A 25,234-nucleotide genomic window follows, 5' to 3' on the forward strand; every position below is an offset into this window, starting at 1 on the left:
CAACTGATACCCAAAAGTCTGGTCGCCGGAGCTAGACCACGAAAAAAGCAGACGACTATTGTCTGCTTTTTTCGCATAATACTTGCTTTTCGATCCACACTAATCCTAAGGAGCTGATACTAATGAAGAAAAAATTGAAAATGACCGAACAGATTTCACATGATCCCCAATTTGCGATCCATTCAGATGTGAAACAATCCCGAGGTGACTCGGTGGACGAATACGAAAACTTAAAAGACGCTAACGAGATGATCGCTAGCAACGAAATCGGGCAACAAAATGAAAATTTGTAAAACAGCGAAGTGGCGCTTGAGAGGCGCTTGGCGTTCTTAAACTTTTTGAGCTATTTTTTCGACCTTTCTAGGGCTTTCTTCCACTTTGGCGCCACTTCTTCAACCTTCAATGAATATTCAAGCCAAGCAATCGCGAAAATGCAATGGCTTGTTCTTCAGACACCGTACAGCCTGATAGTTTTTCTGTTGATACTTTAAGTTCATGAAACTGGCAGCTGCTTAGGTCGATGCCGTTTAGCGATGTCCCTTCAAAGTTAGCTCCGTCTAAATTGCAGGCAGTCAAGGCAACCTTGTCCAGCTGACACTCAAAATAATCAGCGCTTTGAAGCAGGCATTGTTCAAACTTTACTTGTTTCAATTGAGCGTAGCTAAACGATGTAAAGTTAGCTTGGCACTCTTCCAACACCACGTGACAAAACTTCGTGTCCGCAAAGTTCAAACCAACCATTTTACAATGATGAAACTCTACACGATGAACATTTCCATCACTAAAGTCAGCATTAGATAAATCACATCGATTAAAAATCACATCTACCAATTCAATAAAGCGGAAATTCACATCAACAAATGACACATTTTCAAAAATCACTTGATCAAACTTTAGCCGCTCAATGTCTTCCCCTATAATGGAACAATCTTTAATCATACATCGATTAACATACCGTTCTTCTTTCCCTTCCTCAAAACTAGCTGAACTTACTTGTTGCGGAAGCTTCGGTTCTTGAAGTTTAAATAAATTAGCCATTTTCTCGCCCACTTTCTTAAAGTGAATTTAATTACATATATGGTAAAATAAAAAACATTGGAAATGACGGAATTTTATGAAACGAACAAGGCTAACAAACTTACAGCGTTTATCACTGATCATGTCACTAGCTCTTGTATTGGTTGCTTTTTTAATCGGTTCTAAAAGCTATTTTAACACGAAAGAATTGCATAGCTTATCTGAGAACTGCCATACTATGAACGGACTGCCAACTGTAGAAATGAGCTTTATGAATTTAGAGTACTCTTTTTCCTGCGAAAAATAACCATATTTTGTTTTTGTTGTATTGTATAACATTGTGTGCTATGTTTAAGTAGAATTATTTTTGTTCAGTAAAGATTGATAAGTGTTGCAACTTTCCGTCTGGAAGATTTGAGAGCAAGGATAGTAACAAAATGTGTGTAAATCACACGAGGAGGAAACAACAATGGAACAAGGTAAAGTGAAATGGTTTAATGGTGAAAAAGGGTTTGGATTTATCGAACGTGAAGGCGGAGACGATGTATTTGTTCACTTCTCAGCTATCCAAGGTGAAGGTTACAAATCTTTAGACGAAGGTCAAGCGGTAACATTTGATATTGAACAAGGTCAACGTGGATTACAAGCGACTAACGTTCAAAAAGCATAATTGCTACCATATACAAACAGACTCTACACATGGAGTCTGTTTTTTGTTTTCATAGAACATAAAAAACCCTACTCACGAATGAATAGGGAATATCGAAACAAGTAATAGTAAATGGTAAGGTTAGTATAGCATAGTATCCTTACCATCACTAATTATTTTTACCGATTATCAATCTTCTCCGGATACAAATCATGATTCATCATGCGGTATTCGGCCATTTTCTCGTATTTCGTACCTGGACGACCGTAGTTCGTGTATGGGTCAATTGAAATGCCTCCACGCGGCGTGAATTTGCCCCATACTTCAATATAGCGCGGGTCCATTAGTTCAATCAGATCATTCATGATGATGTTCATACAGTCCTCATGGAAGTCGCCATGATTGCGGAAACTAAATAAGTATAACTTTAATGCTTTACTTTCGACCATTTTCACATCTGGAATGTAGCTGATGTAAATCGTTGCGAAATCAGGTTGGCCCGTCATTGGACATAGACTTGTGAATTCTGGACAATTGAATTTCACGAAATAATCACGATTTTGATGTTTATTATCAAATGTTTCAAGGATCGATGGATCGTATGCAAATTTATATGTTGTCCCTTGATTACCTAAAAGGGTGATATCTTGTAATTCGTTTTCTTTTCTTCCTGCCATGTTGATTCCTCCTTGTCTATTCGTATTATAAAGCCATCACTCTTGCACAAACATACCCCTATTGGTATAATTGAATAAAAAAGAGAGGTAATTCACATGGAAAATATCACATCATTATCCACAATTCATGAAAAAATAACTGAAAATAAATTAACATTGCTTTATATTTCACGTCCTAATTGCTCAGTGTGTCATGCGGTTTTACCTCAAGTAGAAAAGCTATTAACAAATTATCCTGAAATCCAGTCCTTCCAGGTCAACGCCGATGAGGTACCTGAAATTGCTGGAGAATATTCGATTTTCACGATTCCTGTCGTTCTTTTCTTCGTCGAAGGTAAAGAAATGTTTCGTAAAGCACGATTTATTCCGATGGAAGAGCTTAACTATTCAATCCGAAAAATTGTTGATTTAATCTAAAAAAAATAAATTAAAAATTCTCACTTTCTTCAATTTCGTGTAAAATAGTAGATGTAAGAAAGGGGAATGACGAGATGACATTACTAGAAGAAATATTAACGTATAATGAGAAATTTGTGGCAAGCAAGCAATATGAAGAATTTGCAACCGATAAGTTTCCCGATAAACGAGTAGTAATCTTAACTTGTATGGATACTCGTCTTGTGGAGCTTGTAACAAAAGCGATGAACTTCAAAAATGGCGATGTGAAAATTGTCCGTAATGCCGGCGCCATTGTCAACCATCCGTTCGGAAGCATTATGCGCAGTTTACTTGTAGCCGTCTACCAATTGCAAGCAGATGAAGTCATCATCGTAGGACATCATGATTGCGGCATGAGCTCGCTAAAAAGCGAAAACATTTTATCAGCGATGACAGAGCGCGGCGTGAAACAAGAAACAATCGACACGTTAAGACATGCAGGCATCGATATTGACACTTGGCTTCAAGGGTTTAATAGTGTCGAAGAAAGTGTGTCTCATAGTGTAAATATGGTGAAAAATCATCCATTAATGCAAGAGAATATTCCTGTTCATGGATTAGTCATCAATCCAGCAAGCGGAAAGTTAGATTTGATTGTGGATGGATATACAAACTAAATGCAATTAGCCCGGGAACGCTCCCGGGCTTTTTCTATTAATCATCTTCCATTGTCGATAAATCGCCAGTTGGCAACCCAAGCTCCCACGCTTTTAACACGCGGCGCATGATCTTGCCTGAACGAGTTTTTGGCATCTTGTCGCGCACTTCAAACAGTCTTGGTGCCGCATGAGCTGCGAGACGCGTTTTTACGAACTGACGAATCTCTTCAAGCAATTCTGGACTTTCAGTGTAACCTGGTCGCAAAGTGATAAACGCTTTAATGACTTCCCCACGCAGCGGATCCGGCACACCGATCACGCCTGCTTCAGCTACAGCTGGATGTTCCACTAGCTTGCTTTCAACTTCAAACGGTCCGACGCGTTCACCCGATGTGTTAATGACATCATCGACACGACCTTCAAACCAAAAGTAGCCATCTTCATCTTGGTAAGCCGAATCTCCTGTCACAAACCAGCCATTTAAAAAGTAGCTTTCGTATTTTTCTTCATTGTTCCACACTTGACGCATCATCGCCGGCCATTGCGGTTTAATGGCTAAGTTCCCCATGTGATTAGGCGGCAATTCTTGACCGTCGTCGTCAATGATGGTCATTTCAATTCCCGGCAGCGGTTTCCCCATGGAGCCTGGGCGAATGCTGTTACAGCGGAAATTGGCGCAAATAGAAGAACCGGTTTCTGTCATCCACCAATTGTCATGAATGCGTAAATTCAATGTATCCAGTCCCCAGCGAATAACTTCCGGATTAAGCGGCTCGCCTGCGGATAAAATATGGCGTAGCTTAGATAAATCATAGTTTTTCGGCATTTCATTTCCGCTCGCCATCAACAGACGGAAAGCGGTTGGCGCACTAAACCAAACGGTAACCCCATATTTTTCAAGCGTCGCAAACCAGTCCTCTGCTTTAAAACGTCCGCCTCGCAATACATTTGTCACACCATTTAACCATGGAGACCAAATTCCCGCAGATGTCCCTGTTACCCACCCCGTGTCGGCCGTACACCAAAAAATATCATCATCATGAAGATCATACACCCATTTTCCTGCCACGTATTGATGCAGCATCGCATCGTGAACTTGCAGGACTCCTTTTGGCTTTCCGGTTGAACCAGATGTGTAATGTAACAGCATACCATCCTCACGTTCAACCCACTCCATCGTGTACTCATCTGATACATTCATCAACTCATTGAAAGGTACAATGTAATCCGCCGTTTTCTCATCAGATCCAACCACGATCACTTTTTCCAAACTCGGCAGCTGATCAACTGCGATCCGCTCTAGTAGCTGTGGCGTTGTGACTACTACTTTCGCTCCGCTATCTAATAAGCGATCTTTCACCGCTTCCTCCATAAATGCTTCAAACAGCGGTCCCGCAATCGCGCCTATTCTCACAATACCCAGTAAAGAAAAATAAAGTTCTGGACTGCGCGGCATAAAAATAAAGACACGATCCCCTTTCTCTACCCCTAGCGACTTTAATCCATTCGCAAAGCGGCAAGACTGTTCTTGAACATTCTTATATGTATACTGTTCCTCCCGATCCCCATCGGTAAAAAATAAGGCTGTTTTTTCTGCTTTTCCTTCGTTCACATGACGATCAATCGCCTCATACACCATATTGACTTTCCCTGTTTGAAACCAAGTAAAATGCTCAGCCACTTTCTCCCAATCGGCTTGACGCACCGCTTCCTCATAATCTTGCAAATTCGCATTCTCTAAAACAGGTGCTAATTCCTTTGTAAAAACCGTTCCTCCCATATGTACCCCTCCTATGTTATATAACAGTTGTGTTTATTTAAAAATTATTATACAACAAAACCATTTGAATTTTCAAAATATTTTTTTGTTTTTTAGAAAAACAAAAAACGACAGCTTAAAAGAACAATGTCCTCCATTCTGTCGTTTCTAATCTTCCCTATTTCATATACCGCTCCACAAGCTCATAGCACCTTTCCCTCGTCAAATCAGCCTGTGTGCTAACATATTGTACCGACGCCCATGATCCGCCTTCAAAGCTAGCCGCCGCACTTTCTGCTGACTCATCCCGATACGTGATCCATTTGCGCTGTGCTGTTCTCAATTGCTCCATTTCATTGGATGACAACTGCTGCTTTAATACACCGTATATCTCATTTAACAAGTCATCCCAACGTTTATAACGCTCGGATTCTGCCTCTCTCACTTCAACCGTCGTACCTTGTTCATATATATATTCAAAGTCTATCATCCCCATTTCAGTCCGCTCTAGCTTTGAATAGTATTCGGCCTTTCTACTTTCATTGGCAGCTTTTTGTTGAGCGACTTTCGCTTCAGCTTCCTGAATCGCCGCTTCCTTCTCCACCTCTACCTGATGATTCATACCTGACTGAATCTCCACAGACAGCTGATCAACCTCTTCAGAGAAAAGATGATAGACGGTTTTCATCTGTTCATTTTGTTTTATTTCATCCATTAACTTTTGAGCTTCTTCATAGCTCTTTTCCTGCACTAGTTTTTTTATGCTCCCTACTTTTTCTGATAGAATTCGCTCATTTTCCTTCCCTGTTTCTGCAGCTTTTACTAGTTCATCAAACGGTTGTCTAAGACTTTTTTCAATATTCTTTTCTTTCAGCAACCCCTTGATTTTCGTTAACGCCTCATCCCATTGACCATCTTCAAGCGCTTTTTGAGCATCTTCATATACAACTAATTGCTGATACACTCCTGAAGCTTCTGGGTCATCCGGTTTTTCCTCCAGTGCCAATTCAAATGATACCTTCGCTTTGTCAAACTCCCCATTAGCCATCGCTAATTTCGCTTGTTCCATCGACTCATCATATAGACTACTGCCGCAGCCTGTTAAAACGATCAAAACCAAAACCACCACTAATAATCTCTTCATCTATCTTCCCCATCCTCAAATTGGAATTTATCCCATTAAATGATCCTACTCATATAGTATCACTTTCTACTTTTCAAGGAAATTTCTATTTTAGACAAAATAACACAAAAATCTTGATCCTTCTCCCTTTTACGAAAAATAAACCCGACTACTTGTGATATAGTTAATATAAAAACACAAAGTAAATTTTATGTAAATATATTATTAATTTTTTGTAAATTTAGTGTGATCCAACTAGATAAATAGGAGGAAACTAACTTGATGGACAGTACTGTTTATAATTTTTGCACTGAAGATGAATTATTTAAAAGAATGAAAAAAGAACTAGTTGACATACAATATGCACTCGATCAATCCTCAATTGTTGCTATGACAGACAAAAAAGGAAATATCTTTTATGTCAATGATCAGTTTTGTCATATTTCAAAGTATAGTCGCGAAGAATTAATCGGGCAAAATCACAATATCTTAAATTCCGACTTCCATCCCCCATCCTTTTTCAAAACAATGTGGAAAACGATCGGTTCAGGTCAAATATGGCACGGGGAAATCCGAAATAAAGCAAAGGATGGCTCTTTATATTGGGTGGATACAACGATTGTCCCGTTTCTAGATGAAAAAGGGCTTCCTTATCAGTATGTCTCTATTCGCAATGATATTACAGCCCGCAAATCCATGGAGGAAAAGTACCGGCTTATTACTGAAAACTCATCAGACCTTATTTCTATCATCGATGTAGAAGGGCATTTTCATTATTTATCCCCTTCACACGAAAACCTACTTGGATATGACCTTTCAATATTACAGTCTCGGACTTTACTAAACTTAGTACATAAAGACGACCAAAAGAAAGTGTTGCACGAATTAAAAAAAGTTGCTCAAAAAAAGCAAACATCTGCGAAATTAGAATTTCGTTTCCAAAAGGCGGATGGCTCATATATGGATGGGGAAACAAACTTAAATCCTATTTATGACAATGCCAATTTAAGTCAAAATTTTGTACTTGTGACCCGTGACATAACAGATCGAAAAAAGTCAGATGAATTGATCCATCATCTTGCTTATCACGATCCTTTAACTAACTTGCCTAATAGACGCTGTTTTATGAACTCACTATATGATGAAATAGAAATCGTGAAAAAACAGAATACAGCTTTAGCTGTATTGATCATCGACCTCGATCATTTTAAAAACGTTAATGATTCAGGAGGCCATGATAAAGGAGATGGTGTCTTAGTAGAAGCAGCGAAACGAATTAAAAATAGTATCCGTCAAAATGACATTATCGCTCGGCATGGCGGTGATGAATTTACTATTTTATTAAAAAATATTAAGAGTCAAGAAGAAGTGGAGCGAATAGCTGAACGAATTCGCTCAAGCTTCAGTCACCCGATTGAAGTGTTTGACCAACATTACCCGATATCATGCAGCATTGGAGCCGCTGTTTTTCCGGAAAGCGGCAAAGATGCTGGGACTCTGCTCACTCACGCTGATATGGCTTTATATAAAGTAAAAAACCAAAATCGTAACGATTATGCATTTTTTGATAAGGAGATGGAGCGGCAGTCCATTGAACGAATTTTAAGAGAAAACGCCTTAAAAGAGTCATTAACAAACAACCAATTCCATCTCGATTATCAACCAAAGCTAGACTTAATGACAAAACAAACCATCGGTATGGAAGCGCTCGTTCGCTGGAACCATCCAGAACTCGGCAGAATCTCTCCTGCTGAATTCATCCCGCTTGCCGAAGAATCAGGTCTCATCTTGCCGCTCGGCGAATGGGTCATGCGCGAAAGCTGCCAACAAGCAAAAAAGTGGAACGACCTAGGATTTTCATTGAAACTATCTGTCAATGTATCACCTTATCAACTAGAACAACCAAACTTTGTCCAATGTGTCCAAAACATTCTAAAAGAAACTGGCCTTGATGCCTCATCCTTTGAAATCGAAGTTACCGAGAGCGTCTTTATCAACATTGATAGCGCCACATTAGTTTTGCAACAACTGCAAGACCTAGGCATATCCATCTCGATCGACGACTTCGGCACAGGCTACAGTTCTTTCAACTACCTGAAAGAACTGCCAATCGATACGTTAAAAATTGATGCATCTTTTATCCACGACATTCACGAAAACAAAGAAAGCCGAACCATCGTCAAAGCTATGCTCACCCTTGTGCACGCACTCGGCTTAAACGTCGTCGCAGAAGGAGTCGAAACCGCTGATCAGCTCCAAATCCTCATCGAAGACGGATGTATTCAAGGACAAGGCTATCTCTTCAGCAAACCATTATGTAGTGAAGATTTTGAGGAGTATTTGCGGAAGAAGATGAGTGTTGTGGGGTGAGTGCCGAACAAAATATTGAATGGCCCTATGCCAATGCTTTTTTCTGTCATACATGTCTAATTTAAAAAAATCGAACTCCGAATATATCTGCTTTTTAAGCATTACATTCGGAGTTCGATTTCTTTTTCGCCTACTATTTTTTCAAATTTACTATATTCTTCTTGATAGAGATTTACAAGCCACCGTCAAGTTTATTTAATTTCTACTTAGTTGAGGTAAAACATAGCACCAACTTCATAGCGATAAACAGCCGGATCAAAATTTATATCCCACTACGTTCAGATAAACGCCTCATTTTCACACGCTTAAACCCTTGATTTATCAACATTTCTGTCACATCAACTTTCAACTGTTTGCAGTGGATCGGCAATCGTGTTTTGGAAAAACGATTAAAATCTTCGTTGAACCCATATACATCAAGGGGTTTCAGGTTTTATAAAAAAATCCGATCCACTGCAATTACCAAACAATTTGTTCTACACTTCTTATTATAGCTCATCTTTATTAACAGCTCTATTAACTATCAAGAATTCATCTATTCTGTGGCAAATTGGTTCATTTGCAAATACAGTAAAACAAGCCCTGGACGCCTATGAATATTCACTCCTTATTCTCCATCCGCTTCCCTTCTCTAAACACCTTCGCGCTTCTTACATACTCGACGTCCTTGACGCCAAGGCGGGCGTTGATGACGCGGGCGATGGCGAAGAAGTAATCGGATAAACGGTTTAAGTATTGCAAGGTAACTAGATGGATATCTGGTTCGACTTTCATTAAGCTGACGACTTGGCGTTCCGCGCGACGCACGACGGTTCTAGCAACGTGAATGATGCTCGCTGCTTTGGAACCGCCTGGTAAAATGAAGCGCTCTAGTGCGGGGGCTTCTTGAATGTATTGGTCGATTTTCTTTTCTAGTTCTTCCACAGCCTCGGCTTGGAGCTTCCATCCTCTTGCTCCTGAAACTGTCGCTAAGTCGCCTCCGCAGTCAAACAGCTCGTGCTGGATCGTTTCAAGATCTTCTAAAATGTCCTTAAATAGTTCAGGATCTAGTTCTGTCATCGCTTGACCGACGAAGCAGTTCGTTTCATCGACTGTTCCGTAAGCTTCTACTCGTAAATCATCTTTATCCACTCGTCCGCCAATGATGCTTGTTTTTCCTTTATCTCCAGTTCGCGTATATAGTCTCATTTATTATTCCTCCTGTTTTTTCAAAATTTGCGGGATGCCATATGAAATAGCAGTTACTTGTTCCGCTTGTTTCGCCACTTCTTGAAAACACCAGCCGACAGCATCACGCCACATTCGGTTTATTGCCTCGATCGGGACAATGCCTTTTGTAATATCCGAACCGATTAACACAAGCTTTCGGCCAGGCTCTTCTTTCTCCCACTCCAGCCAGTTTTGCATATCTTGTATCCATTGCTTCCTTGCTTGCTGGGCATCTTTCGTTTGTTCAACGAGCCGCTTAATATAGCCTTCGATTCCTTCAAGCACGGTGAAATTTTCCGTCCATTCTGGTTGTTGTTTTTGATAAAATGATACCCACTGATGCGGATTCGCTTGCAGCTCGTATGTTTCGATTACCCATTGCTTTTTTCCATTGAAGGCACCGCCTGTAATGAAATGCATCGCTCACCCCTCCTTAATGCAGAAAGAGAGGCAGTCAGCTCATAGCCGCGACCGTTGTCTGCTTTCCATTCCCAAAACTGCTTTTCTTCTGGAGCGAACTCCGTTAATAAATGGCGGATGACACCGCCGTGAGTGACAATTGCTCCGCGTTTCAGTTCATGTTGTTCCATTACATCGATCCATTTGTTCCAGGCGGAGAGAATGCGACTGCCAAACTCATGAAAATACTCTCCTTCCGGCAAAAAGCTTGTAAACGGATCATTCACCCAAGCCGTGTATTCCTCTAAATGTTCAAGCTCTTGATGCCGTTTTCCTTCTAATATTCCGAAGTTCATTTCCCGAAACTCCGACCAAAGGTCAACCTCTGCTTTCGGAAACAGAATACTTGCTGTATCGACACAGCGCTGCAGGTCGCTGGCAATGACCTTTTCATACTGGGGAATAAGCGACTGAATTGTATGCAAATCATGTATTCCCCGTTCACTTAACATCGAGTTCGTCCAGCCGCTGAACGCTTTTCGTTCATTGTCTGTCGTTATCCCATGCCGATAGAGACCAATAACCACAACGTCATCCATAATGCTGTTTCCACTCCTTCCAAGCTGGCCCCGAGCACATCCCCGGTAATCCCGCCAAAATGCTTCATTGTGCCGCGCCGCGCAAAGGCGAAGAATAAACCTGTCACGATCAAAAAAATAAGAAATAAAGCAAGATCACCGCCGAACCAAATGACAATCGCACTAATAACAGTAAGCCATACGCTGTAACGAAGTCCAATAGTTGCATCCTTTCCTTGCTGAAAATAATAAGCAAGCCCTTCTTTTTTAGCCGGCGGCACACCATTTAGTAATAATCCCATCGTCATTTGGCTATAAAATGGGATGAAGGCGACGAACCAAGCAAGCTCACTACGACCAGCTGCGATGATTTCATAAAAGAAAAGAAAGCGAGCAGCGAGCAGCACAATGAGTGAAAGCACCCCAAAAGCGCCGACTCTGGAATCCTTTAATATTTCGAGCCGCCGCTCACGATCTCGATACGAGAAAAAGGCGTCGCTCGTGTCAATCCAACCATCTAAATGCAAGGCTCCTGTCCAAACGATCGGCAACAGCCAAAACAGAAAAGCATTACCTAAGGTAGAAAGCGGTGACCATTCAATGAGTACAAAAAAAACACTAGCATACAGCAATCCCCTTATTAAACCGAACAAGGGAAACATCCGCAATACTGCTCGCAAATGTACAGCATCCATCGGCAGCGCCCGGTGGATTGGAACAATCGTGAAAAATTGAAAGCTTAATAATAATCCATTAATATAAGTTTTCCACTTCATTGCCGTTTTTCCTTTTCATCTGAATCAATAATTGCTGTAAAGGCGACCCAATCGAGGTGCTTCTCTAAATGATCCGCTAGCTGATCAAAAGCTTGCTGCTTTTCTTTCATAATATTCAACTCTCGAAGCGGCAGATCTTTTTTTCGGCGTAAACGGTTCAGCCACTCAGAACGCCACGCATCGTTATGAAAGACGTGATGCATATAAGTACCGATAATATGTCCATCCTTAGAGCAATATCCTTCCTCGCTGCCGTCTTCTCTTATAATAAATGGCGCGGAATCATCTATTACCGTTTGGCCGATATGAATTTCATAGCCGTTCACCTCAATCATTGGGAGCATCGCTACTTTCCCTTGCATACGGACCGTTGTTTTTTCATTAAAAAAGGTCGTCTTTCCTGGAATTAATCCAAGCCCAGCTTCTGCATAGTCCTTCACGCCAGCGTCATACCCATCCGGATCATTTAGTTGCTCACAAAGCATTTGATAGCCGCCGCATAAGCCAGCAACCGTCCCTCCTGCCTGCACAAATTGAATGATGCGATCCGCTAATCCGTTCTCTTTTAAAAACTGCAAATCATGCAGCGTGCTTTTCGTTCCGGGTAGCACCACTGCATCCGGTTCACCAAATGCTTCAAGTGAATCGACCCAGCGAACGCTCGTATCTTCTTCAAGTAAGAATGGTTCCATATCACTATAGTTCGATACGTAAGGCAGTTTAATCGCTACAATATCCAGCTCTTTTTGTGTTTGTGAAGAAAAGCGAGCTGACAGTGATAGTGAATCTTCTCCTTCAAGCTGATGATTAGGCAAGTACGGCAACACAGCCAGCACCGGGAGACCGGTCCGTTCCTCCAGCCATTTCTTTCCTTCTGCAAACAAATCTGGATTGCCGTGAAATTTATTAATGATCAACCCTTTCACCCGCTGTTTTTCATGTGGCTCTAGTAGTTCTAGCGTCCCAACAACGCTAGCAAACAACCCTCCTCGATTAATATCGGCAATTAAAATGACGGGAACATCCGCCATTTCCGCTACTTTCATATTGACGACTTCCCGCTTCTTCAAATTCATTTCCACTGGGCTACCCGCACCTTCAATGACAAGAAAGTCAGCCAGTCCCTTCAATTCATCGAGTGATTGCTCAATCACTTGCAGTGCTGTTTCATAATAGTGTTCACGGTAAGCCATGCCAGCTATCGTCTGTTGCCGCTCGCCTCGCAAAACAAGTTCGGAACGGCCAGAGCCGGATGGTTTTAATAAAATCGGATTCATAACCGGAATCGCTTCGAGCCTGCAAGCTTCGGCCTGCAACCCTTGAGCGCGGCCGATTTCTTTCCCTGAGGCCGTCACATAGGAATTATTTGAGACATTTTGAGATTTAAATGGAGCTGGCTTAAAGCCTTTTTTCCAAAGTAACCGGCAAAGAGCGGTAGCGATTAAGCTTTTTCCAACATCGGAAGCCGTCCCCTGAAGCATGACGCCTTTCATCGTTCATCCCCTCCTTTTAAAAGTAGCGGAAACCCATGTTCTACAACAATGGCTGTATCCGCTTCTGATACAAAGTACTGATGCAGCTCCCCTAATGTTTTCGCATAAAAGAAAACGAGCGGAGATGAGAGCGGTTCAAAGACCAGTTCATTGGAAACGATGATTACCTCAGACGCCGCTTGCCTCAGACTGTTCACTTCTGCGATCACTCGCTGTTTGATCTTTGTATGAAAGACAGGTTGCTCCCATTCCGCTTCATCATGACTACTTGAAAACCATTCATTCGTCACTAAAGTGGTTAAACAATCAACCAAGATCACATCGTTAGCGTTGAACCGATCGGATAATTGATCTAATTGGGTTGGCTGTTCCCAAGTCGTCCAAGCGATATCCGCTTGTTGCCGCTGCTTTTGATGAAGCCTCACACGCTGAGCCATTTCCTCATCTGTCACTGTTCCGCAAGCAATATAATGAAGTCTGCCTCCTAGCCGTTTGGCCGTCTTCACTGCTTGCTCTTCTGCAAGACGGCTTTTTCCGCTGCGAACACCGCCGATAATAAGGGTTAACTTTGCTTTTTCCATGCTAGAAGCGCCTCTTTCAGTTGATCATTTTCTTCCTTTGTTTTCACAGCTACCCGAAGCCATCGGCCGTTTAAGGTCGGATAATTGTATGTATGGCGTAGCACCAGCCCTGTTTTCATTAAAAAGTCAAGCAAAAGCCGCTGATCGGATTGTGTTGGGTCACGAAACAAATAGAAGTTAACGATCGAACGAGTAAAGCAGAAGCCCTCTTTCTCTAAAAATTCAAACATCTGTTCACGCTCTGCTTGAATGCGCTGGCGCGTGTTTTCGACAAATGTTTGATCAACTAACACTGTTTCCGCGGCAAGCAAAGCTAAGGCATTCACATTCCACTGCGGCCGGAAGCGAGCCAGCTTGTGGATTACTTCATTTGAAGAAAGGGCATAACCGACTCGCAGCCCTGCGATCGCATACATTTTTGTCAAAGATCGCAAAATGATAAGCTGTGGATAGTGTTGCAAATAAGGAGCAAATGTAAAGGACCCAGCAAAGTCATAAAAAGCTTCATCCACAATCACCAAGCATGAGCTTTCCTTTAAGCTGTCTAAAAGGTACAGAAGTTTCTCTTTCGGAAAAGCTAAGCCCGTCGGATTATTCGGTGTGCAAATAAATAAAGCGGATAGTTCTGTTGCCGCTGCAATCATTCGTTCCACTTCGTCCTCAAAACGAAGAAACTCCAAGTGGCATTGATACGTCCGGCAAACTGTTTCATACTCAGAAAATGCCGGCTGCACGATTCCTACACGTTTCCCTTGCAAATGCTGACCAATGAATTGAATCACTTCTGCCGCTCCATTTCCAAGAAGCACTTGATCAGTGGTGACATCATTTTGAGATGCCAGCAACTGCGTCAACGATCGCCCTTCTGGATCGGGATAATCAACAACGGCTGAAAGCCACTCGCTCCATTTTGCTTTTATCGATGGTGGAGGCCCATACGGATTTGTATTGACGCTAAAATCAATGATGCGAGCAGGCCGAGCTAGATTCATTTTTTCATATAAATAAGCCGGATTCGCCCCATGTGCGGGCAAGTTCATAAAGCAGACCTCCTATCCACAAAGTGAGTAAAAATAATAACGATGACCGCTGCATAATTTTGTTTGCGAGCAAAATGTGGGCTGCTTTCTTTTCGTGTAACGGTTCCCCCATTTTCGCCCGATGAGAGACTTGTCCTTTATATGTATTCATTCCGCCAAGCTCAATGCCTAGCTGGGCGGCCACTGCCGCTTCACACCAGCCGCTATTTGGGCTTGGATGTTTCTTCGCATCGCGGCGGACAATCGACCACACTTGCTTTTTGGAGTAGTCACTTTCTGGATAAGACCAGACCATCAGCCAGCCAGTTAGACGAGCAGGGAACCAGTTGACAATATCATCGAATTTAGCGGAAGCCCAACCGAATTCGCCGTAACGCTCATTTTGATAACCGACCATCGAATCACACGTGTTCACAGCCCGGTACATCATCGCTCCCATGCCTCCCAAAAGAAAAGCCCAAAAAAGCGGAGCCGTTACGCCATCACTCGTGTTTTCCGCCACCGTCTCAATCGCGCCGCGCGTAATATCTGCTTCGTCTAAGTTGTCTGTATCACGGCCAACGATATAGGATAATTTGACTCGTGCTTCTTGTAAATCGCCTGCCTGAAGCGGTTCATAAACACTTGCTCCCGCTTCCTTTAAACTTCGGCAAGCAATCGTCGTAGAAATAATGATCGCTTCAATTAACACGCCAACGATCGGGTGAATGACATAGCTTAATGAAATCAGCAACAAGCTCAAGCCTCCAGTGACCAGTAGAACAGCTAGCAGCATCCATACACCTTTTTGCCTTCTTTGTATCCCCTTATTGAGCCGCTTTTCTAAAAACGCTATCAATGAACCGATCCAGCGAACCGGATGCGGCCATTGAGGAGGATCTCCAATCAAGCGGTCAATAATCAACGCGAGCGTCATCGCCAATAAATGATAAAGCAATTATAATGCCCCCCTCCCCTGATTATTTTCAAGCGCTTGAATGGTTGCTTCATACACTGCTTTTCCAATCGCTTGGCCAATCGGTGTGATCGTTCCGGCAAAATCTTGCTTTACCCCGCGCTGGGTTGCTGCAATTAAGATGCTATCCGTTGATGTACCTGTAGCTAGTGTACCAGTGAGCGGATCTGTGACTCCTCGTTCCATTAGCGCTTTCACTTTCGCTTCTGTAGCCGTCATCACAGCTTGCACAAACGCTTCATCCGATAGATAAGCGTTGGCAAAGACCCATATATTAATTGTCCCAGGTTGCATCATCCGTTCATATTTGATCGCTCGTGACACGTCAACCGCATTGCCAACACCCGCAGTTACGACAGCCAGTACAGACATTTCCTCTTGTTCAATAAACTGATGTGCAGCGTATTGTAGATCCACCGCTGTCATCATACCGACTGTCTCATTCACATCAAAATCATGAGCCTTCAGAAATTGCTTCATCTCTTCTTTAAAGTCATCATGGTTATAATCTTTATCCACATGACGATTCACAAAACTTCGATGCCAGCCCCAACCAGCTCCGATCACTCCTGCTGATAAAGTTTTTAATAAAATCGGTGAATCTAAGGCGATAAAGGCTTCATTTTGCCGAATGAGCGAGCTATCAATTTCAACTGGCGTCTCATCTTCCTCAATTTTTAGCGGCATAATGCTCATTTGAGGTTTAGGTACTTCTGGATGCGGCCGTTTTTGCACAGCGGTTTCATAAACGGAATGAATATGTTCTTCCTTTAACACTTCGCTTGGCGCACCTAATTTATGAATGCGTCCCGCCTTCATCATCAGCAAACGATCACAGTAAAGCGAGGCCAAGTTCAAATCATGAAAAATAGAAACCACCGTCAATCCTGTATCTCTAGTCATCTTTTTCAACAAATCGAGTAAATCTTTTTGAAACGAAAGGTCAAGATGGTTTGTCGGTTCATCTAACAACAAAATTTCCGGGTCTTGCGCCAGTGCTTGCGCTAAATACACGCGCTGCCGCTCACCGCCAGATAACGCATCTAGAGGCGTATCGGCAAAATGCTTCGTTCCCGTTCCTTCCATTGCTCGCTGCACGGCCTCTTCATCTTCTTTCCTCCATACCGGAAACAGCCCGCTTTGATGAGCATAGCGTCCAAGAGAGACCGTTTCTTTTACCGTATACGCAAAGGGCAAAGAGGTGTCTTGCGGCAGCACCGCAATCACTTTCGCTAATTCTTTTGGAGAAAAATGACTCAGTTTTCTCCCTTGAATCGTGACTTCTCCCGCTTGGATCGGGACGACACCGCTCAGCATTTTCATTAAAGTTGTTTTGCCGCTGCCATTAGGGCCTAGTATCCCAAACAACTCCCCCTTTTGTACGGAAAAAGAAAGCTGTTGGACGATCGGTTTATGACCATAGCCACCAACAATGTGTTCTACACGAATCATGCTGCTCCCCTCCCTTTCCTTTGCTTACGAAGTAGAATTACGGCGAATACAGGTGCGCCAATCACTGAAGTAATGACACCGATCGGCAATTCTGTCGGCGAAATAATCGTTCGTGACACTAAATCTGTTAAAATTAAAAAGCCAGCGCCAATGAATATAGATAATGGCAGTAAATGGCGGTGATCCGGCCCCCACACTAACCTGATCAAATGAGGAATAACGAGGCCAACAAAGCCGATCGTCCCTGAAACAGCCACCGCTGCTCCCGTTAAAATCGAACCGGCAACCAAAATGAGCAATTTTTTCTTTCGCACGTCCACACCTAAATGCTGCGCTTTCTCCTCGCCAAACGTCATCGCGTTTAATTCAGACGAATGGATGACTAACAACAGCGTCCCAATCAGGAAAAACGGGAAAATCAACTGAATATAATCCCATCCTCTCATCGAAACACTCCCGAGCAGCCAACCGATGATTTGACGTAGCTCCTCTCCTGTAAGCGCAATCATTAAGGAAATAATCGCCCCTAAAAAAGAACTGAAAATGATTCCTGTGAGAATAATCGTCTCTACTTTTAATGACCGTTCAATCGTTTGAGCAAATAAGAGAACGATAAAAATCGTCCCAATAGCGGCAAAAATGCTCACAATCGGCAAGGTGAATTGTTCAAACCAAGGAAGCTGAAGATTAAAAAACAGTACCATCACTGCACCAGCCGATGCACCAGACGATACCCCTAACGTGTAAGGATCAGCGAGCGGATTGCGCAACAACCCTTGAAACGCCGCACCAGCGACTGCCAAAGATGCACCAACTAATCCAGCTAGCAATACGCGCGGCAGGCGAATCTTCCAAACGACATTGTCAAAAGAAGGATCAATACCATTAATCGATGTGCCAAAAAAATGGTGGGATAATAAGAAGACGATATCCCGAATCGGAACGTGCATCGTTCCGATCGAGATACCGGCTAATACCGCTATGATAAAAAAAACAACAGACATCAAATAAGCGGAAATTTTACTTCTTAAAAACATCCGGATAAACCGCTTCAGCAAGTTGTTCTAATCCTTCTGTTAAACGTGGACCTGTACGAGATACTAAGTCAGAATGGACATCATGCACTTCTTTATTTTTGATCGCTGAAACATTTTCCCACCCTTTACGGCTTAACACTTGCTCTACTGGTTTTTCAGTATAATAGCCGTAAGTTGTCACGATTACATCTGGATTTTTCTCAATGACCGCTTCTTCTGTAATTGGTTGCCAGCCATCTAAGTCGGCTGAAGCATTTTTCGCATGAATCATTTCAAGCATTTCATTCATAAATGTATTGTTTCCTGGCGTATACATTTCTGGCGCTGGTGAGACTTCTACAAACACATTTTTCATTTGATCCTCAGTAATTACTTCTGCTTGTTTCTCAATTTCTGCTACATCTTCTTTCATATCAGCAACGATTTCATCCGCTTCTTTTGCTTTGCCCGTCGCTTGCCCAATCATTTCGATTGATTCATACACTTCATCAAAGTTTTGAGCATCATTCACAACAAGCACCTCAATGCCAGCATCCTCTAATTGCTTTAAGCCATCTTTGGAATTATGGGCACCTGACGCATGAGCCAACACAAGATCCGGATCAAGACTAATAATTTTCTCAACATTGAATTCCATGCCGCCCACTTTTTCGATTTTCGCTACTTCTTCTGGATAGTTGTCATTGTCCGTTACACCAACAACTTCTTTATCTAAGTCCAGTTCAAAAGCGATTTCTGTGTTGCTCGGAATAAGTGAAACAATGCGCTCAGGGTCTTTCTCAATCACAACCTCTTTACCTAGACCATCTTTAATAGTCACTGGAAATGCCGCTTGTTGTGTTTCTTTCGGCTGATTCGTTTTCTCCTTTTCTGGAGCTGCTTTCTCTCCGCCGCAGCCAGCTAATACGCCCGCTGCTAGCAGCATAGATAAAATAGAAGTCGATACTTTGTTCATATTGTCTGTTCTCCTCTTTCATTATTTATATGAAAAAAATAAAAACACCTCTACAAACAGAGAGGTGCAGTGAAAAAGAGCGAAATCCACTCTTTCACACCACCCTATCCTCGTAGGTTACCGGTGCTGTGATGCAGGCAGGTTTTCTGGCTTGCGAAATTCGTTCTTTCGCTTACAGTGGCGGGACCGCGCTGGACTTGCACCAGCTTACCCTTTTAAGAAGCCGCTTCATAACGGCTCCACCTGATCAAGCATATGTAGTATTTGTTAAGGTTAATTATACACAATTTCACCCTTACTTCCATTCTATTTTTTTCTTAGAAGATTCATGAAGGTAAGTTTGAATTTTCTATATATATTAGATAGAATAGTAGCGTGTATGTTTTCCATAAATAGAAAGGAGTGAATATATATGAAATTGGTAATCGTTATCGGACTATTCATTCTGTTAATGGCTATCGGGGTTTACCTAGTATTTGGTTTACGTCAAGTCCTACACTCTCATGACGCATCAAAAGTAGACAAGATTCCTAGCAATCACTTTACAAAACAAGGTACCGGCCAAGACGCAAGTATGTAAATTCTAAAGCGGCAGACGCTCTTTAGCGGCGAATGGATTGGATGAATCCGCTTGAAGATGAAAGAACCCGCAGAGATCAACTCTGCGGATTTTTTATGATTGCTGAACAAGCTGAATTTCTTCAATCGCTTGTTTCATAATTCGTCCCATTTGTGTGAGTTCTTCAAAGCTAGTAGCGAGCGGCGGCATAAAGACAATGACATCACTGAGCGGTCTTGTCAGCATCCCCAGCTCTCTCATTCGCAACGTTGCTTTATATGCAACACGCTCCTCCCACGGGAACGGTTCTTTCGTTTCCTTATTCTGTACGAGCTCAATCCCGCACATCAAACCAAGTTGACGAACATCCCCAACATGAGGCAATTGAGCGATTTCCGCTAGAATCTCCTTCACATATTCCGCTTTTTTGGCCGCTTGATCAACTAACAATTCTTTCTCAAAAACCTCCAAATTCGCTAAAGCAGCGGCACAGCCAAGTTGATTACCTGTATAAGAATGACCGTGGAAAAAGGTTTTCATCTCCGTATAATCTGCATAAAAAGCCTCATACATTTTTTCCGTCGTCATTGTTGCCGCAATTGGCAAGTAGCCTCCAGTGATTCCTTTAGCAATCGTCATAATATCCGGTTGAACACCTTCATGCTCCACAGCAAACATTTTTCCTGTCCTACCGAAGCCTGTGGCTACTTCATCCACAACAAGTAAAATATTAAACTCGCGGCAAAGTGCTTCCAATGCTTTTAAATAACCTGGTGGCATCATATTCATTCCGCCTGCCCCTTGCACCATCGACTCCACCATTACACCTGCAATTTCTTCATGTTTCTCTGTAAACAATTGGCGAATAGCCGACAATGATTCTTGTTTCACTGTTTCTTCATCGCCAGACGGATGGCGATACACAGCAGGAAATGGCACGACATAAGAGTTAAACATTAACGAGCTGTAGACGCGATGGTAAATATCAATCGCTCCAACACTGATCGCTCCTACCGTATCCCCGTGATAACCGTTAGACATGGTCACAAATTTCGTCTTCGTTGTAACCCCTTTGTTTTGCCAATATTGATATGCCATCTTAATCGCAATCTCTACAGACTCCGCTCCGCTGTCGGAATAAAAGACACGCGTTAAATTTTCGGGTGTCAGTTCCACTAATTTTTCGGCGAGTTGAATGGATGGAACATTAGCCGCTCCTAACAAGGTAGAATGCGCAATTTTATCAAGCTGCTCTTTGATCGCCTCATCGATTTCTTGGCGGCGATGGCCATGAACGTTGAGCCAAAGGGAAGAATAGCCGTCTAAATATTCCTTGCCATGAATATCCCTGAGCTTGATTCCTTCCCCGCTTTCAATAATGAGCGGCGCCTCCTCATAATCTTTCATTTGAGTAAATGGAAGCCACATATGATTTTTACTAATTTCATATAGTCTTTTCGTATCCATCAGCAAGTACCTCCTGTAACGATTTAATGTTCCAATTTTTCGTAATTTCTGAACGGGCTGATTCATCGGCTAAATAGTTCGAGATGTTTGGAATGAAAGGAATCGTTCCGATAATCGGCACGCCTGTCAACTGTTCAATCATTTGCCGGTTATCACTCTCTATCGCTTCATCTTCCTGTACCGTACTTGATAAAATAATACCGGCTACATGCAGCCCTCTATTTTTCAATGATTCAACCGTCATCATCGTATGATTAATGGTGCCTAAACTCGCTTTAGCAGCGATAATGACCGGAAACTTTAATTCTTCCATTAAATCAATCATGCAATATCCGCTGCGAGTAAGAGGGACGTACAGTCCACCTGCCCCTTCAACGAGCACTATTTCTTTTTGGCTTGCTTTCTCTTGAATGTTTGTCCGTACTGCTTCGATCGGAATAGCCACTCCCTCTTGTTCAGCGGCTAAATGAGGCGAACTGGCCATTTTATATAAATATGTAGATAATTCTTGATCTTTAAGCTCTGACAGTAAATGATAAACCTCCGCATCAGGAGCTATAAGCTTTCCGTCTCTTTCTTCCGCTCCGCTTTGCACCGGCTTATAAGGACAAGCATCTACTCCTCTTCGCCGTAGCGCATGGGTCAACAAAAGCGTAGCAATCGTTTTTCCGGCGTCTGTATCCGTTCCTGTCAAAAACACTCCAGACATATATGTTACCCTCCTTAAAACATTTGTTAACTGTATTTACAAAAATGTTAACATATGAAAAAATATTAGACAATTATATTTTTTTTAAAAAAAGGAGGATCGCTTACATGAAAGCGAATGAAATTGTGCTAGGTGCTTTATTTGCTGCTTTAATGGCTGTGGGAGCCAATGTATCACCATTTTTAACAATTGGTGGCGTTCCGGTGACGCTGCAATTAATGTTTGCAATGATGGCGGGAGGATTATTAGGCAGCCGCTTAGGTGCTTGGTCGATGATCACATATATGTTTATCGGGTTAGCTGGAGCCCCGGTATTTGCTCAATTTAAAGGAGGGCCTGCAAGTGTATTAAGTCCGACATTTGGCTTCATCATTTCTTTTATTTTTGTCGCTTATGCCGTTGGAAAATGCCTTGAGCACAGCAATCAAAAAGCGAACTATCTCTATGCGGGGCTACTCACTCTGCTGCTCAACTATGGAATTGGCACCAATTTTATGTATGCCGCTTTTAAATGGTGGGCTGACGCTCCTGAAGGGTTCAGTTATGCGGTGGCTTGGACATGGATGGCCGCCTATCTTCCACTCGATACTATTGTCATCATTGCCTCTTTAATCACTTTGCCCAAACTGAGAAATGCGTTAAAACAACGAAATATTCGAACTGCCTGATCCCAGGTTCTGTTTCCAACGGAGACAGAACCTCTTTTTATTTTCTCATTATCTCTGTATAGTAGAAATATATTGGTAGCTTGGGAGTGAAATGATGAGAATTCGGGATTGGGATCAAAGTTTAAAGGTACGTCTATTAGGTGAAGGGATTATGAATGTAACATTTTGGATGTTTTTTCCGTTTCTCGCGATTTATTTTGCGGAGGCGTTTGGTAAAGGTAAAGCAGGACTGCTACTCATTCTTTCTCAAGTATTTTCCGTCGTAGCTAATTTAATTGGCGGATATTGTGCCGACCGCTTCGGCCGCAAGTATATGATGATTCTTGCTTCCATCGGCCAAGGCTTCTCCTTTCTGCTTTTTGCTTTCGCTAACTCTCCTTCGTATCAATCCGCTCTGCTCGGCTTTATCGCCTTTTCTATCGCCAGCGTGTTTGGATCGCTTTATTGGCCAGCAAGTCAAGCAATGATTGCGGATGTCGTTGAAGAAAAAGACCGAAGTGACGTATTTGCTGTTTTCTACACCTCGATTAATATAGCTGTCGTGCTCGGTCCGATCCTTGGAGGCATCTTCTTTTTCAGCTATCGCTTTGAATTAATGCTATTCGCCGCACTCGTCTGTTTTACTCTTGCATTTATTTTATTTAAATGGACGGAGGAAACTGTTCCGGATACTCAGGCAGAAATCTCAGTAAAAGAAAAAACATGGTGGGCTGTCATCATAGCTCAAATAAAGGATTACCGAATCATTGTTAGCGACAAACTATTTATGCTTTTTATTATCGCTGGCATCTTAAGTTCGCAAACATTTATGCAGTTGGACTTATTGATCCCTGTTTATACGAAAGAAGTCATCGATGTGCAATCCATTTTTTCCATAGGCAACTGGAACTTGACTATTACAGGTGAAAAAGCCTTCAGCTTGCTTATCTCAGAAAATGGACTGCTTGTCGCCTTAATGACTGTTGCAATTTCTAAATGGGCAACTCGCTATCCGGAAAAAAATGTATTTGCTTTCTCTTCTATTCTATATGCATTATCCATGTGGATGTTCGGCTTAACAAATTGGTTCTGGGGACTGGTGCTAGCTATGGGAATTTTCACATTCGGTGAATTAATGATCGTCGGGCTTCAGCAAAGCTTCATTTCTAAGCTCGCTCCAGAAGATATGCGCGGACAATATTTTGCGGCGGCTAGCCTGCGCTACACGCTCGGCCGAACGATCGCACCCGTCTCTATCCCAATGACCGTTTGGTTTGGCTACTTATGGACGTTTACTATTTTAGCCTTGCTCTCTCTTATCAGTGCTGGCGTATACTACTATATGTTTATAAAATATGAGCGGCAGCGAGTAATTAACTCAGTGGAATAATAGACAAACCATACTAATGTTAGTATGGTTTTACATGCGATAAGATTGTGACTTTTTCATGCTTTGGGCATAGGTGTAAAAGGGGGGTTCCCCACTTGCATGTATGCTTTGCTTCTGCCATGTTGAGGTGGGGGTCTTGCAACCCCATTAATGCTGGATAAATGAAAAATGTCTGATATTTTTCCCACCCTAAAAACCAAAGCTATAGTCAGCCTGTTTCTACTTTCATTCAATCGAAAGCCGTATCAAAAAATGAAATTGGACTTCACACATATCGGTGCTGCTCTGTTGAAAAAATTCTCAAAAAACCTTTGCACCTTCGGTTATCAGTTTAAAACATAAGGATTATAGTATTCTATTAAGTAAATTCCTGGTTGGGCATACCCCGCAAACATTAGTTCATATTTTTTAAAAGGTATTAATGTTTCAACTGTTCCAAAGTTATTAGAGAAGCCTTTATCACATATGTCAACTAAACTATCCTCGCTACGCCATCCTTTTTGTAAAATTCTCCTAGAAGAATTTATGTTCATTCCCGCCATTATTTCTCCGATGCCTTTTTCTTTACCGATAATCCCTAAATAAAGTTCTGGCGGTACATATTCTTTACAAATAAACCCTGAGTTAACAGAAACAACACGATGTGTATCCCTAGTATACAAAGAGGTTTCTCGTAAAATAACATGTTTACCCTTACGAGCCTCATCTTTTATTTTTTCGTTAAAAATATCTGTAGCTTCCTGTTGATTTAATACAACTGGATATATTTTTTCATTCGTTATGATTTCTAAAATATCAGTTGTTCTATTCTCTGAAATTAGTAACATTTCGAATATGATCTCTTTAGAAGATCTTATTTTAGTAAGCATCTATTCGCCTCCATGACCTTAAGATTTCTAAATTGATACTCCCTCTAATATAACCCTTTGTTATCTTAGCTAATATGATCATGTACGGTTTTTGCAGGATATTGAATAGCAATTGCAGCTACAGACTTTTCTGAATGAGTAATAGAAATTTCTATCTGATATTCTTCGTATATTGTTTTTATATGGTTAGAAAATGTTGCTATTGGTTTACCAAAACTGTCATTTGTTATAATTATATCTATTAATCGCAACTTATTTTGTATTCCGGATCCTATGGCTTTCTTAATTGCTTCCTTTACTGCTAATCTTCCAGCGAACCATTCCGTTTTTCTTTTACTCTGTTCTAGTTGATCATATAATTCCAATTCTTGAGGATGTAGTACCTTTTCTAATACTTTCCCTGAAGTTCTTTCTAATAAAACCTCTATTCTATCTATTTCAACTAAATCAATTCCTAACCCGATCGCCATACTTTATATTCCCCTC

The 25,234-nt window shown here is 41.9% G+C and carries 27 protein-coding genes and 1 riboswitch; of the genes, 8 read left to right on the forward strand and 19 right to left on the reverse strand.

Going from position 1 to position 25,234, the window contains the following annotated elements:
* Positions 1-122 precede the first annotated feature (122 nt).
* Positions 123-293: a hypothetical protein gene (locus tag IRB43_RS12890; RefSeq protein WP_203363975.1), complete on the forward strand. Its 171-nt coding sequence runs from the start codon at positions 123-125 to the stop codon at positions 291-293.
* A 106-nt stretch (positions 294-399) separates the two neighbouring features.
* Here the strand turns inward: IRB43_RS12890 and IRB43_RS12895 are convergent, their stop codons facing one another.
* Positions 400-1,038, reverse strand: coding sequence for a pentapeptide repeat-containing protein (locus tag IRB43_RS12895; RefSeq protein WP_203363893.1), 639 nt, complete (start codon positions 1,036-1,038; stop codon positions 400-402).
* A 76-nt stretch (positions 1,039-1,114) separates the two neighbouring features.
* On the opposite strand from IRB43_RS12895, the gene IRB43_RS12900 reads away from it, so the two are divergent.
* The gene (locus IRB43_RS12900; protein WP_203363894.1) at positions 1,115-1,324 is read left to right on the forward strand and encodes a hypothetical protein; all 210 of its coding nucleotides are present in this window, start codon (positions 1,115-1,117) and stop codon (positions 1,322-1,324) included.
* A 162-nt stretch (positions 1,325-1,486) separates the two neighbouring features.
* Positions 1,487-1,687, forward strand: coding sequence for a cold-shock protein (locus IRB43_RS12905; RefSeq protein ID WP_203363895.1), 201 nt, complete (start codon positions 1,487-1,489; stop codon positions 1,685-1,687).
* A gap of 158 nt (positions 1,688-1,845) precedes the next feature.
* On the opposite strand, the gene queF is transcribed toward IRB43_RS12905, so the two are convergent.
* Entirely contained in the window at positions 1,846-2,343 is a 498-nt protein-coding gene (gene queF, locus IRB43_RS12910) for a preQ(1) synthase (RefSeq protein WP_203363896.1), read from the reverse strand.
* Positions 2,344-2,439: 96 nt separating this feature from the next.
* Here queF and IRB43_RS12915 point away from each other — a divergent pair, with 96 nt between their 5' ends.
* Together IRB43_RS12915 and IRB43_RS12920 are read left to right on the forward strand one after the other, a co-directional pair.
* Entirely contained in the window at positions 2,440-2,760 is a 321-nt protein-coding gene (locus IRB43_RS12915) for a thioredoxin family protein (RefSeq protein WP_203363897.1), read from the forward strand.
* Positions 2,761-2,834: 74 nt separating this feature from the next.
* Positions 2,835-3,398: a beta-class carbonic anhydrase gene (locus IRB43_RS12920; protein WP_203363898.1), complete on the forward strand. Its 564-nt coding sequence runs from the start codon at positions 2,835-2,837 to the stop codon at positions 3,396-3,398.
* Between the two features lie 37 nt (positions 3,399-3,435).
* Here the strand turns inward: IRB43_RS12920 and acsA are convergent, their stop codons facing one another.
* Together acsA and IRB43_RS12930 are read right to left on the reverse strand one after the other, a co-directional pair.
* On the reverse strand, positions 3,436-5,160 hold the full coding sequence (gene acsA, locus IRB43_RS12925; RefSeq protein WP_203363899.1) for an acetate--CoA ligase: 1,725 nt from the start codon (positions 5,158-5,160) through the stop codon (positions 3,436-3,438).
* 157 nt (positions 5,161-5,317) lie between these two features.
* Positions 5,318-6,283 carry a lysozyme inhibitor LprI family protein gene (locus tag IRB43_RS12930; RefSeq protein WP_203363900.1) on the reverse strand — a complete coding sequence of 322 codons (966 nt, stop codon included), beginning with the start codon at positions 6,281-6,283 and terminating at the stop codon, positions 5,318-5,320.
* Between the two features lie 261 nt (positions 6,284-6,544).
* Here IRB43_RS12930 and IRB43_RS12935 point away from each other — a divergent pair, with 261 nt between their 5' ends.
* Complete coding sequence (locus IRB43_RS12935; protein WP_203363972.1) at positions 6,545-8,632, forward strand: sensor domain-containing protein; 2,088 nt, start codon at positions 6,545-6,547, stop codon at positions 8,630-8,632.
* Positions 8,633-9,232: 600 nt separating this feature from the next.
* On the opposite strand, the gene IRB43_RS12940 is transcribed toward IRB43_RS12935, so the two are convergent.
* The 13 genes from IRB43_RS12940 to bioD form a co-directional block, all read right to left on the reverse strand.
* On the reverse strand, positions 9,233-9,820 hold the full coding sequence (locus IRB43_RS12940) for a cob(I)yrinic acid a,c-diamide adenosyltransferase (RefSeq protein ID WP_203363901.1): 588 nt from the start codon (positions 9,818-9,820) through the stop codon (positions 9,233-9,235).
* A gap of 3 nt (positions 9,821-9,823) precedes the next feature.
* Positions 9,824-10,261 (reverse strand): bifunctional adenosylcobinamide kinase/adenosylcobinamide-phosphate guanylyltransferase, encoded by a 438-nt coding sequence (locus tag IRB43_RS12945; protein ID WP_203363902.1) that lies wholly within the window; start codon positions 10,259-10,261, stop codon positions 9,824-9,826.
* Complete coding sequence (locus IRB43_RS12950) at positions 10,213-10,839, reverse strand: histidine phosphatase family protein (protein ID WP_203363903.1); 627 nt, start codon at positions 10,837-10,839, stop codon at positions 10,213-10,215. Before IRB43_RS12950 ends, IRB43_RS12945 begins: the two co-directional genes overlap by 49 nt.
* Complete coding sequence (locus IRB43_RS12955; RefSeq protein WP_203363904.1) at positions 10,797-11,594, reverse strand: adenosylcobinamide-GDP ribazoletransferase; 798 nt, start codon at positions 11,592-11,594, stop codon at positions 10,797-10,799. Before IRB43_RS12955 ends, IRB43_RS12950 begins: the two co-directional genes overlap by 43 nt.
* Positions 11,591-13,087, reverse strand: a complete 1,497-nt coding sequence (locus IRB43_RS12960; protein ID WP_203363905.1) for a cobyric acid synthase — start codon at positions 13,085-13,087, stop codon at positions 11,591-11,593. Before IRB43_RS12960 ends, IRB43_RS12955 begins: the two co-directional genes overlap by 4 nt.
* Positions 13,084-13,668 carry a bifunctional adenosylcobinamide kinase/adenosylcobinamide-phosphate guanylyltransferase gene (locus IRB43_RS12965; RefSeq protein WP_203363906.1) on the reverse strand — a complete coding sequence of 195 codons (585 nt, stop codon included), beginning with the start codon at positions 13,666-13,668 and terminating at the stop codon, positions 13,084-13,086. The genes IRB43_RS12960 and IRB43_RS12965 overlap by 4 nt, the downstream gene beginning before the upstream one ends.
* The gene (cobD, locus tag IRB43_RS12970; protein ID WP_203363907.1) at positions 13,650-14,708 is read right to left on the reverse strand and encodes a threonine-phosphate decarboxylase CobD; all 1,059 of its coding nucleotides are present in this window, start codon (positions 14,706-14,708) and stop codon (positions 13,650-13,652) included. The genes IRB43_RS12965 and cobD overlap by 19 nt, the downstream gene beginning before the upstream one ends.
* Positions 14,665-15,645, reverse strand: a complete 981-nt coding sequence (cbiB, locus tag IRB43_RS12975) for an adenosylcobinamide-phosphate synthase CbiB (RefSeq protein ID WP_203363908.1) — start codon at positions 15,643-15,645, stop codon at positions 14,665-14,667. Before cbiB ends, cobD begins: the two co-directional genes overlap by 44 nt.
* Entirely contained in the window at positions 15,646-17,115 is a 1,470-nt protein-coding gene (locus IRB43_RS12980; protein WP_203363909.1) for an adenosylcobinamide amidohydrolase, read from the reverse strand. It abuts the gene before it with no gap.
* Positions 17,112-18,173, reverse strand: a complete 1,062-nt coding sequence (locus IRB43_RS12985) for a FecCD family ABC transporter permease (protein ID WP_203363910.1) — start codon at positions 18,171-18,173, stop codon at positions 17,112-17,114. Before IRB43_RS12985 ends, IRB43_RS12980 begins: the two co-directional genes overlap by 4 nt.
* Positions 18,136-19,107 (reverse strand): ABC transporter substrate-binding protein, encoded by a 972-nt coding sequence (locus tag IRB43_RS12990; RefSeq protein WP_203363911.1) that lies wholly within the window; start codon positions 19,105-19,107, stop codon positions 18,136-18,138. The genes IRB43_RS12985 and IRB43_RS12990 overlap by 38 nt, the downstream gene beginning before the upstream one ends.
* Before the next feature lie 119 nt (positions 19,108-19,226).
* Positions 19,227-19,369: riboswitch (cobalamin riboswitch) on the reverse strand.
* Positions 19,370-19,780: 411 nt separating this feature from the next.
* The gene (bioA, locus tag IRB43_RS12995; RefSeq protein ID WP_203363912.1) at positions 19,781-21,133 is read right to left on the reverse strand and encodes an adenosylmethionine--8-amino-7-oxononanoate transaminase; all 1,353 of its coding nucleotides are present in this window, start codon (positions 21,131-21,133) and stop codon (positions 19,781-19,783) included.
* Positions 21,111-21,842, reverse strand: coding sequence for a dethiobiotin synthase (bioD, locus tag IRB43_RS13000; protein ID WP_203363913.1), 732 nt, complete (start codon positions 21,840-21,842; stop codon positions 21,111-21,113). Before bioD ends, bioA begins: the two co-directional genes overlap by 23 nt.
* A 107-nt stretch (positions 21,843-21,949) precedes the next feature.
* Between bioD and IRB43_RS13005 the strand changes: the two genes are divergently transcribed.
* Both IRB43_RS13005 and IRB43_RS13010 read left to right on the forward strand, forming a co-directional pair.
* A complete protein-coding gene (locus IRB43_RS13005; RefSeq protein WP_203363914.1) occupies positions 21,950-22,510 on the forward strand; it encodes a biotin transporter BioY in 561 nt (186 codons plus the stop codon).
* Between the two features lie 94 nt (positions 22,511-22,604).
* Positions 22,605-23,879 (forward strand): MDR family MFS transporter, encoded by a 1,275-nt coding sequence (locus IRB43_RS13010; protein WP_203363915.1) that lies wholly within the window; start codon positions 22,605-22,607, stop codon positions 23,877-23,879.
* 326 nt (positions 23,880-24,205) lie between these two features.
* On the opposite strand, the gene IRB43_RS13015 is transcribed toward IRB43_RS13010, so the two are convergent.
* Both IRB43_RS13015 and acpS read right to left on the reverse strand, forming a co-directional pair.
* Positions 24,206-24,748, reverse strand: coding sequence for a hypothetical protein (locus IRB43_RS13015; protein ID WP_203363916.1), 543 nt, complete (start codon positions 24,746-24,748; stop codon positions 24,206-24,208).
* 65 nt (positions 24,749-24,813) lie between these two features.
* Positions 24,814-25,218, reverse strand: a complete 405-nt coding sequence (gene acpS / locus IRB43_RS13020) for a holo-ACP synthase (RefSeq protein ID WP_203363917.1) — start codon at positions 25,216-25,218, stop codon at positions 24,814-24,816.
* Positions 25,219-25,234 lie beyond the last annotated feature (16 nt).

It is taken from the genome of Bacillus sp. REN10 (genome assembly GCF_016820555.1).
GTDB lineage: Bacteria > Bacillota > Bacilli > Bacillales > Domibacillaceae > Bacillus_CE.

Coding starts and splice junctions, on each gene's coding strand:
- IRB43_RS12965 (WP_203363906.1), bottom strand. CDS start 13,668: ATGGAAAAAGCAAAGTTAACCCTTATTATCGGCGGTGTTCGCAGCGGA.
- IRB43_RS12955 (WP_203363904.1), bottom strand. CDS start 11,594: ATGAAGTGGAAAACTTATATTAATGGATTATTATTAAGCTTTCAATTT.
- queF (WP_203363896.1), bottom strand. CDS start 2,343: ATGGCAGGAAGAAAAGAAAACGAATTACAAGATATCACCCTTTTAGGT.
- bioD (WP_203363913.1), bottom strand. CDS start 21,842: ATGTCTGGAGTGTTTTTGACAGGAACGGATACAGACGCCGGAAAAACG.
- IRB43_RS12895 (WP_203363893.1), bottom strand. CDS start 1,038: ATGGCTAATTTATTTAAACTTCAAGAACCGAAGCTTCCGCAACAAGTA.
- IRB43_RS12940 (WP_203363901.1), bottom strand. CDS start 9,820: ATGAGACTATATACGCGAACTGGAGATAAAGGAAAAACAAGCATCATT.
- IRB43_RS12930 (WP_203363900.1), bottom strand. CDS start 6,283: ATGAAGAGATTATTAGTGGTGGTTTTGGTTTTGATCGTTTTAACAGGC.
- IRB43_RS12935 (WP_203363972.1), top strand. CDS start 6,545: ATGGACAGTACTGTTTATAATTTTTGCACTGAAGATGAATTATTTAAA.
- IRB43_RS12890 (WP_203363975.1), top strand. CDS start 123: ATGAAGAAAAAATTGAAAATGACCGAACAGATTTCACATGATCCCCAA.
- IRB43_RS12920 (WP_203363898.1), top strand. CDS start 2,835: ATGACATTACTAGAAGAAATATTAACGTATAATGAGAAATTTGTGGCA.
- IRB43_RS12900 (WP_203363894.1), top strand. CDS start 1,115: ATGAAACGAACAAGGCTAACAAACTTACAGCGTTTATCACTGATCATG.
- acpS (WP_203363917.1), bottom strand. CDS start 25,218: ATGGCGATCGGGTTAGGAATTGATTTAGTTGAAATAGATAGAATAGAG.
- IRB43_RS12945 (WP_203363902.1), bottom strand. CDS start 10,261: ATGCATTTCATTACAGGCGGTGCCTTCAATGGAAAAAAGCAATGGGTA.
- IRB43_RS12960 (WP_203363905.1), bottom strand. CDS start 13,087: ATGAAAGGCGTCATGCTTCAGGGGACGGCTTCCGATGTTGGAAAAAGC.
- IRB43_RS13005 (WP_203363914.1), top strand. CDS start 21,950: ATGAAAGCGAATGAAATTGTGCTAGGTGCTTTATTTGCTGCTTTAATG.
- IRB43_RS12950 (WP_203363903.1), bottom strand. CDS start 10,839: ATGGATGACGTTGTGGTTATTGGTCTCTATCGGCATGGGATAACGACA.
- IRB43_RS13010 (WP_203363915.1), top strand. CDS start 22,605: ATGAGAATTCGGGATTGGGATCAAAGTTTAAAGGTACGTCTATTAGGT.
- IRB43_RS12915 (WP_203363897.1), top strand. CDS start 2,440: ATGGAAAATATCACATCATTATCCACAATTCATGAAAAAATAACTGAA.
- IRB43_RS12990 (WP_203363911.1), bottom strand. CDS start 19,107: ATGAACAAAGTATCGACTTCTATTTTATCTATGCTGCTAGCAGCGGGC.
- cobD (WP_203363907.1), bottom strand. CDS start 14,708: ATGAACTTGCCCGCACATGGGGCGAATCCGGCTTATTTATATGAAAAA.
- bioA (WP_203363912.1), bottom strand. CDS start 21,133: ATGGATACGAAAAGACTATATGAAATTAGTAAAAATCATATGTGGCTT.
- IRB43_RS13015 (WP_203363916.1), bottom strand. CDS start 24,748: ATGCTTACTAAAATAAGATCTTCTAAAGAGATCATATTCGAAATGTTA.
- acsA (WP_203363899.1), bottom strand. CDS start 5,160: ATGGGAGGAACGGTTTTTACAAAGGAATTAGCACCTGTTTTAGAGAAT.
- IRB43_RS12905 (WP_203363895.1), top strand. CDS start 1,487: ATGGAACAAGGTAAAGTGAAATGGTTTAATGGTGAAAAAGGGTTTGGA.
- IRB43_RS12980 (WP_203363909.1), bottom strand. CDS start 17,115: ATGATTCGTGTAGAACACATTGTTGGTGGCTATGGTCATAAACCGATC.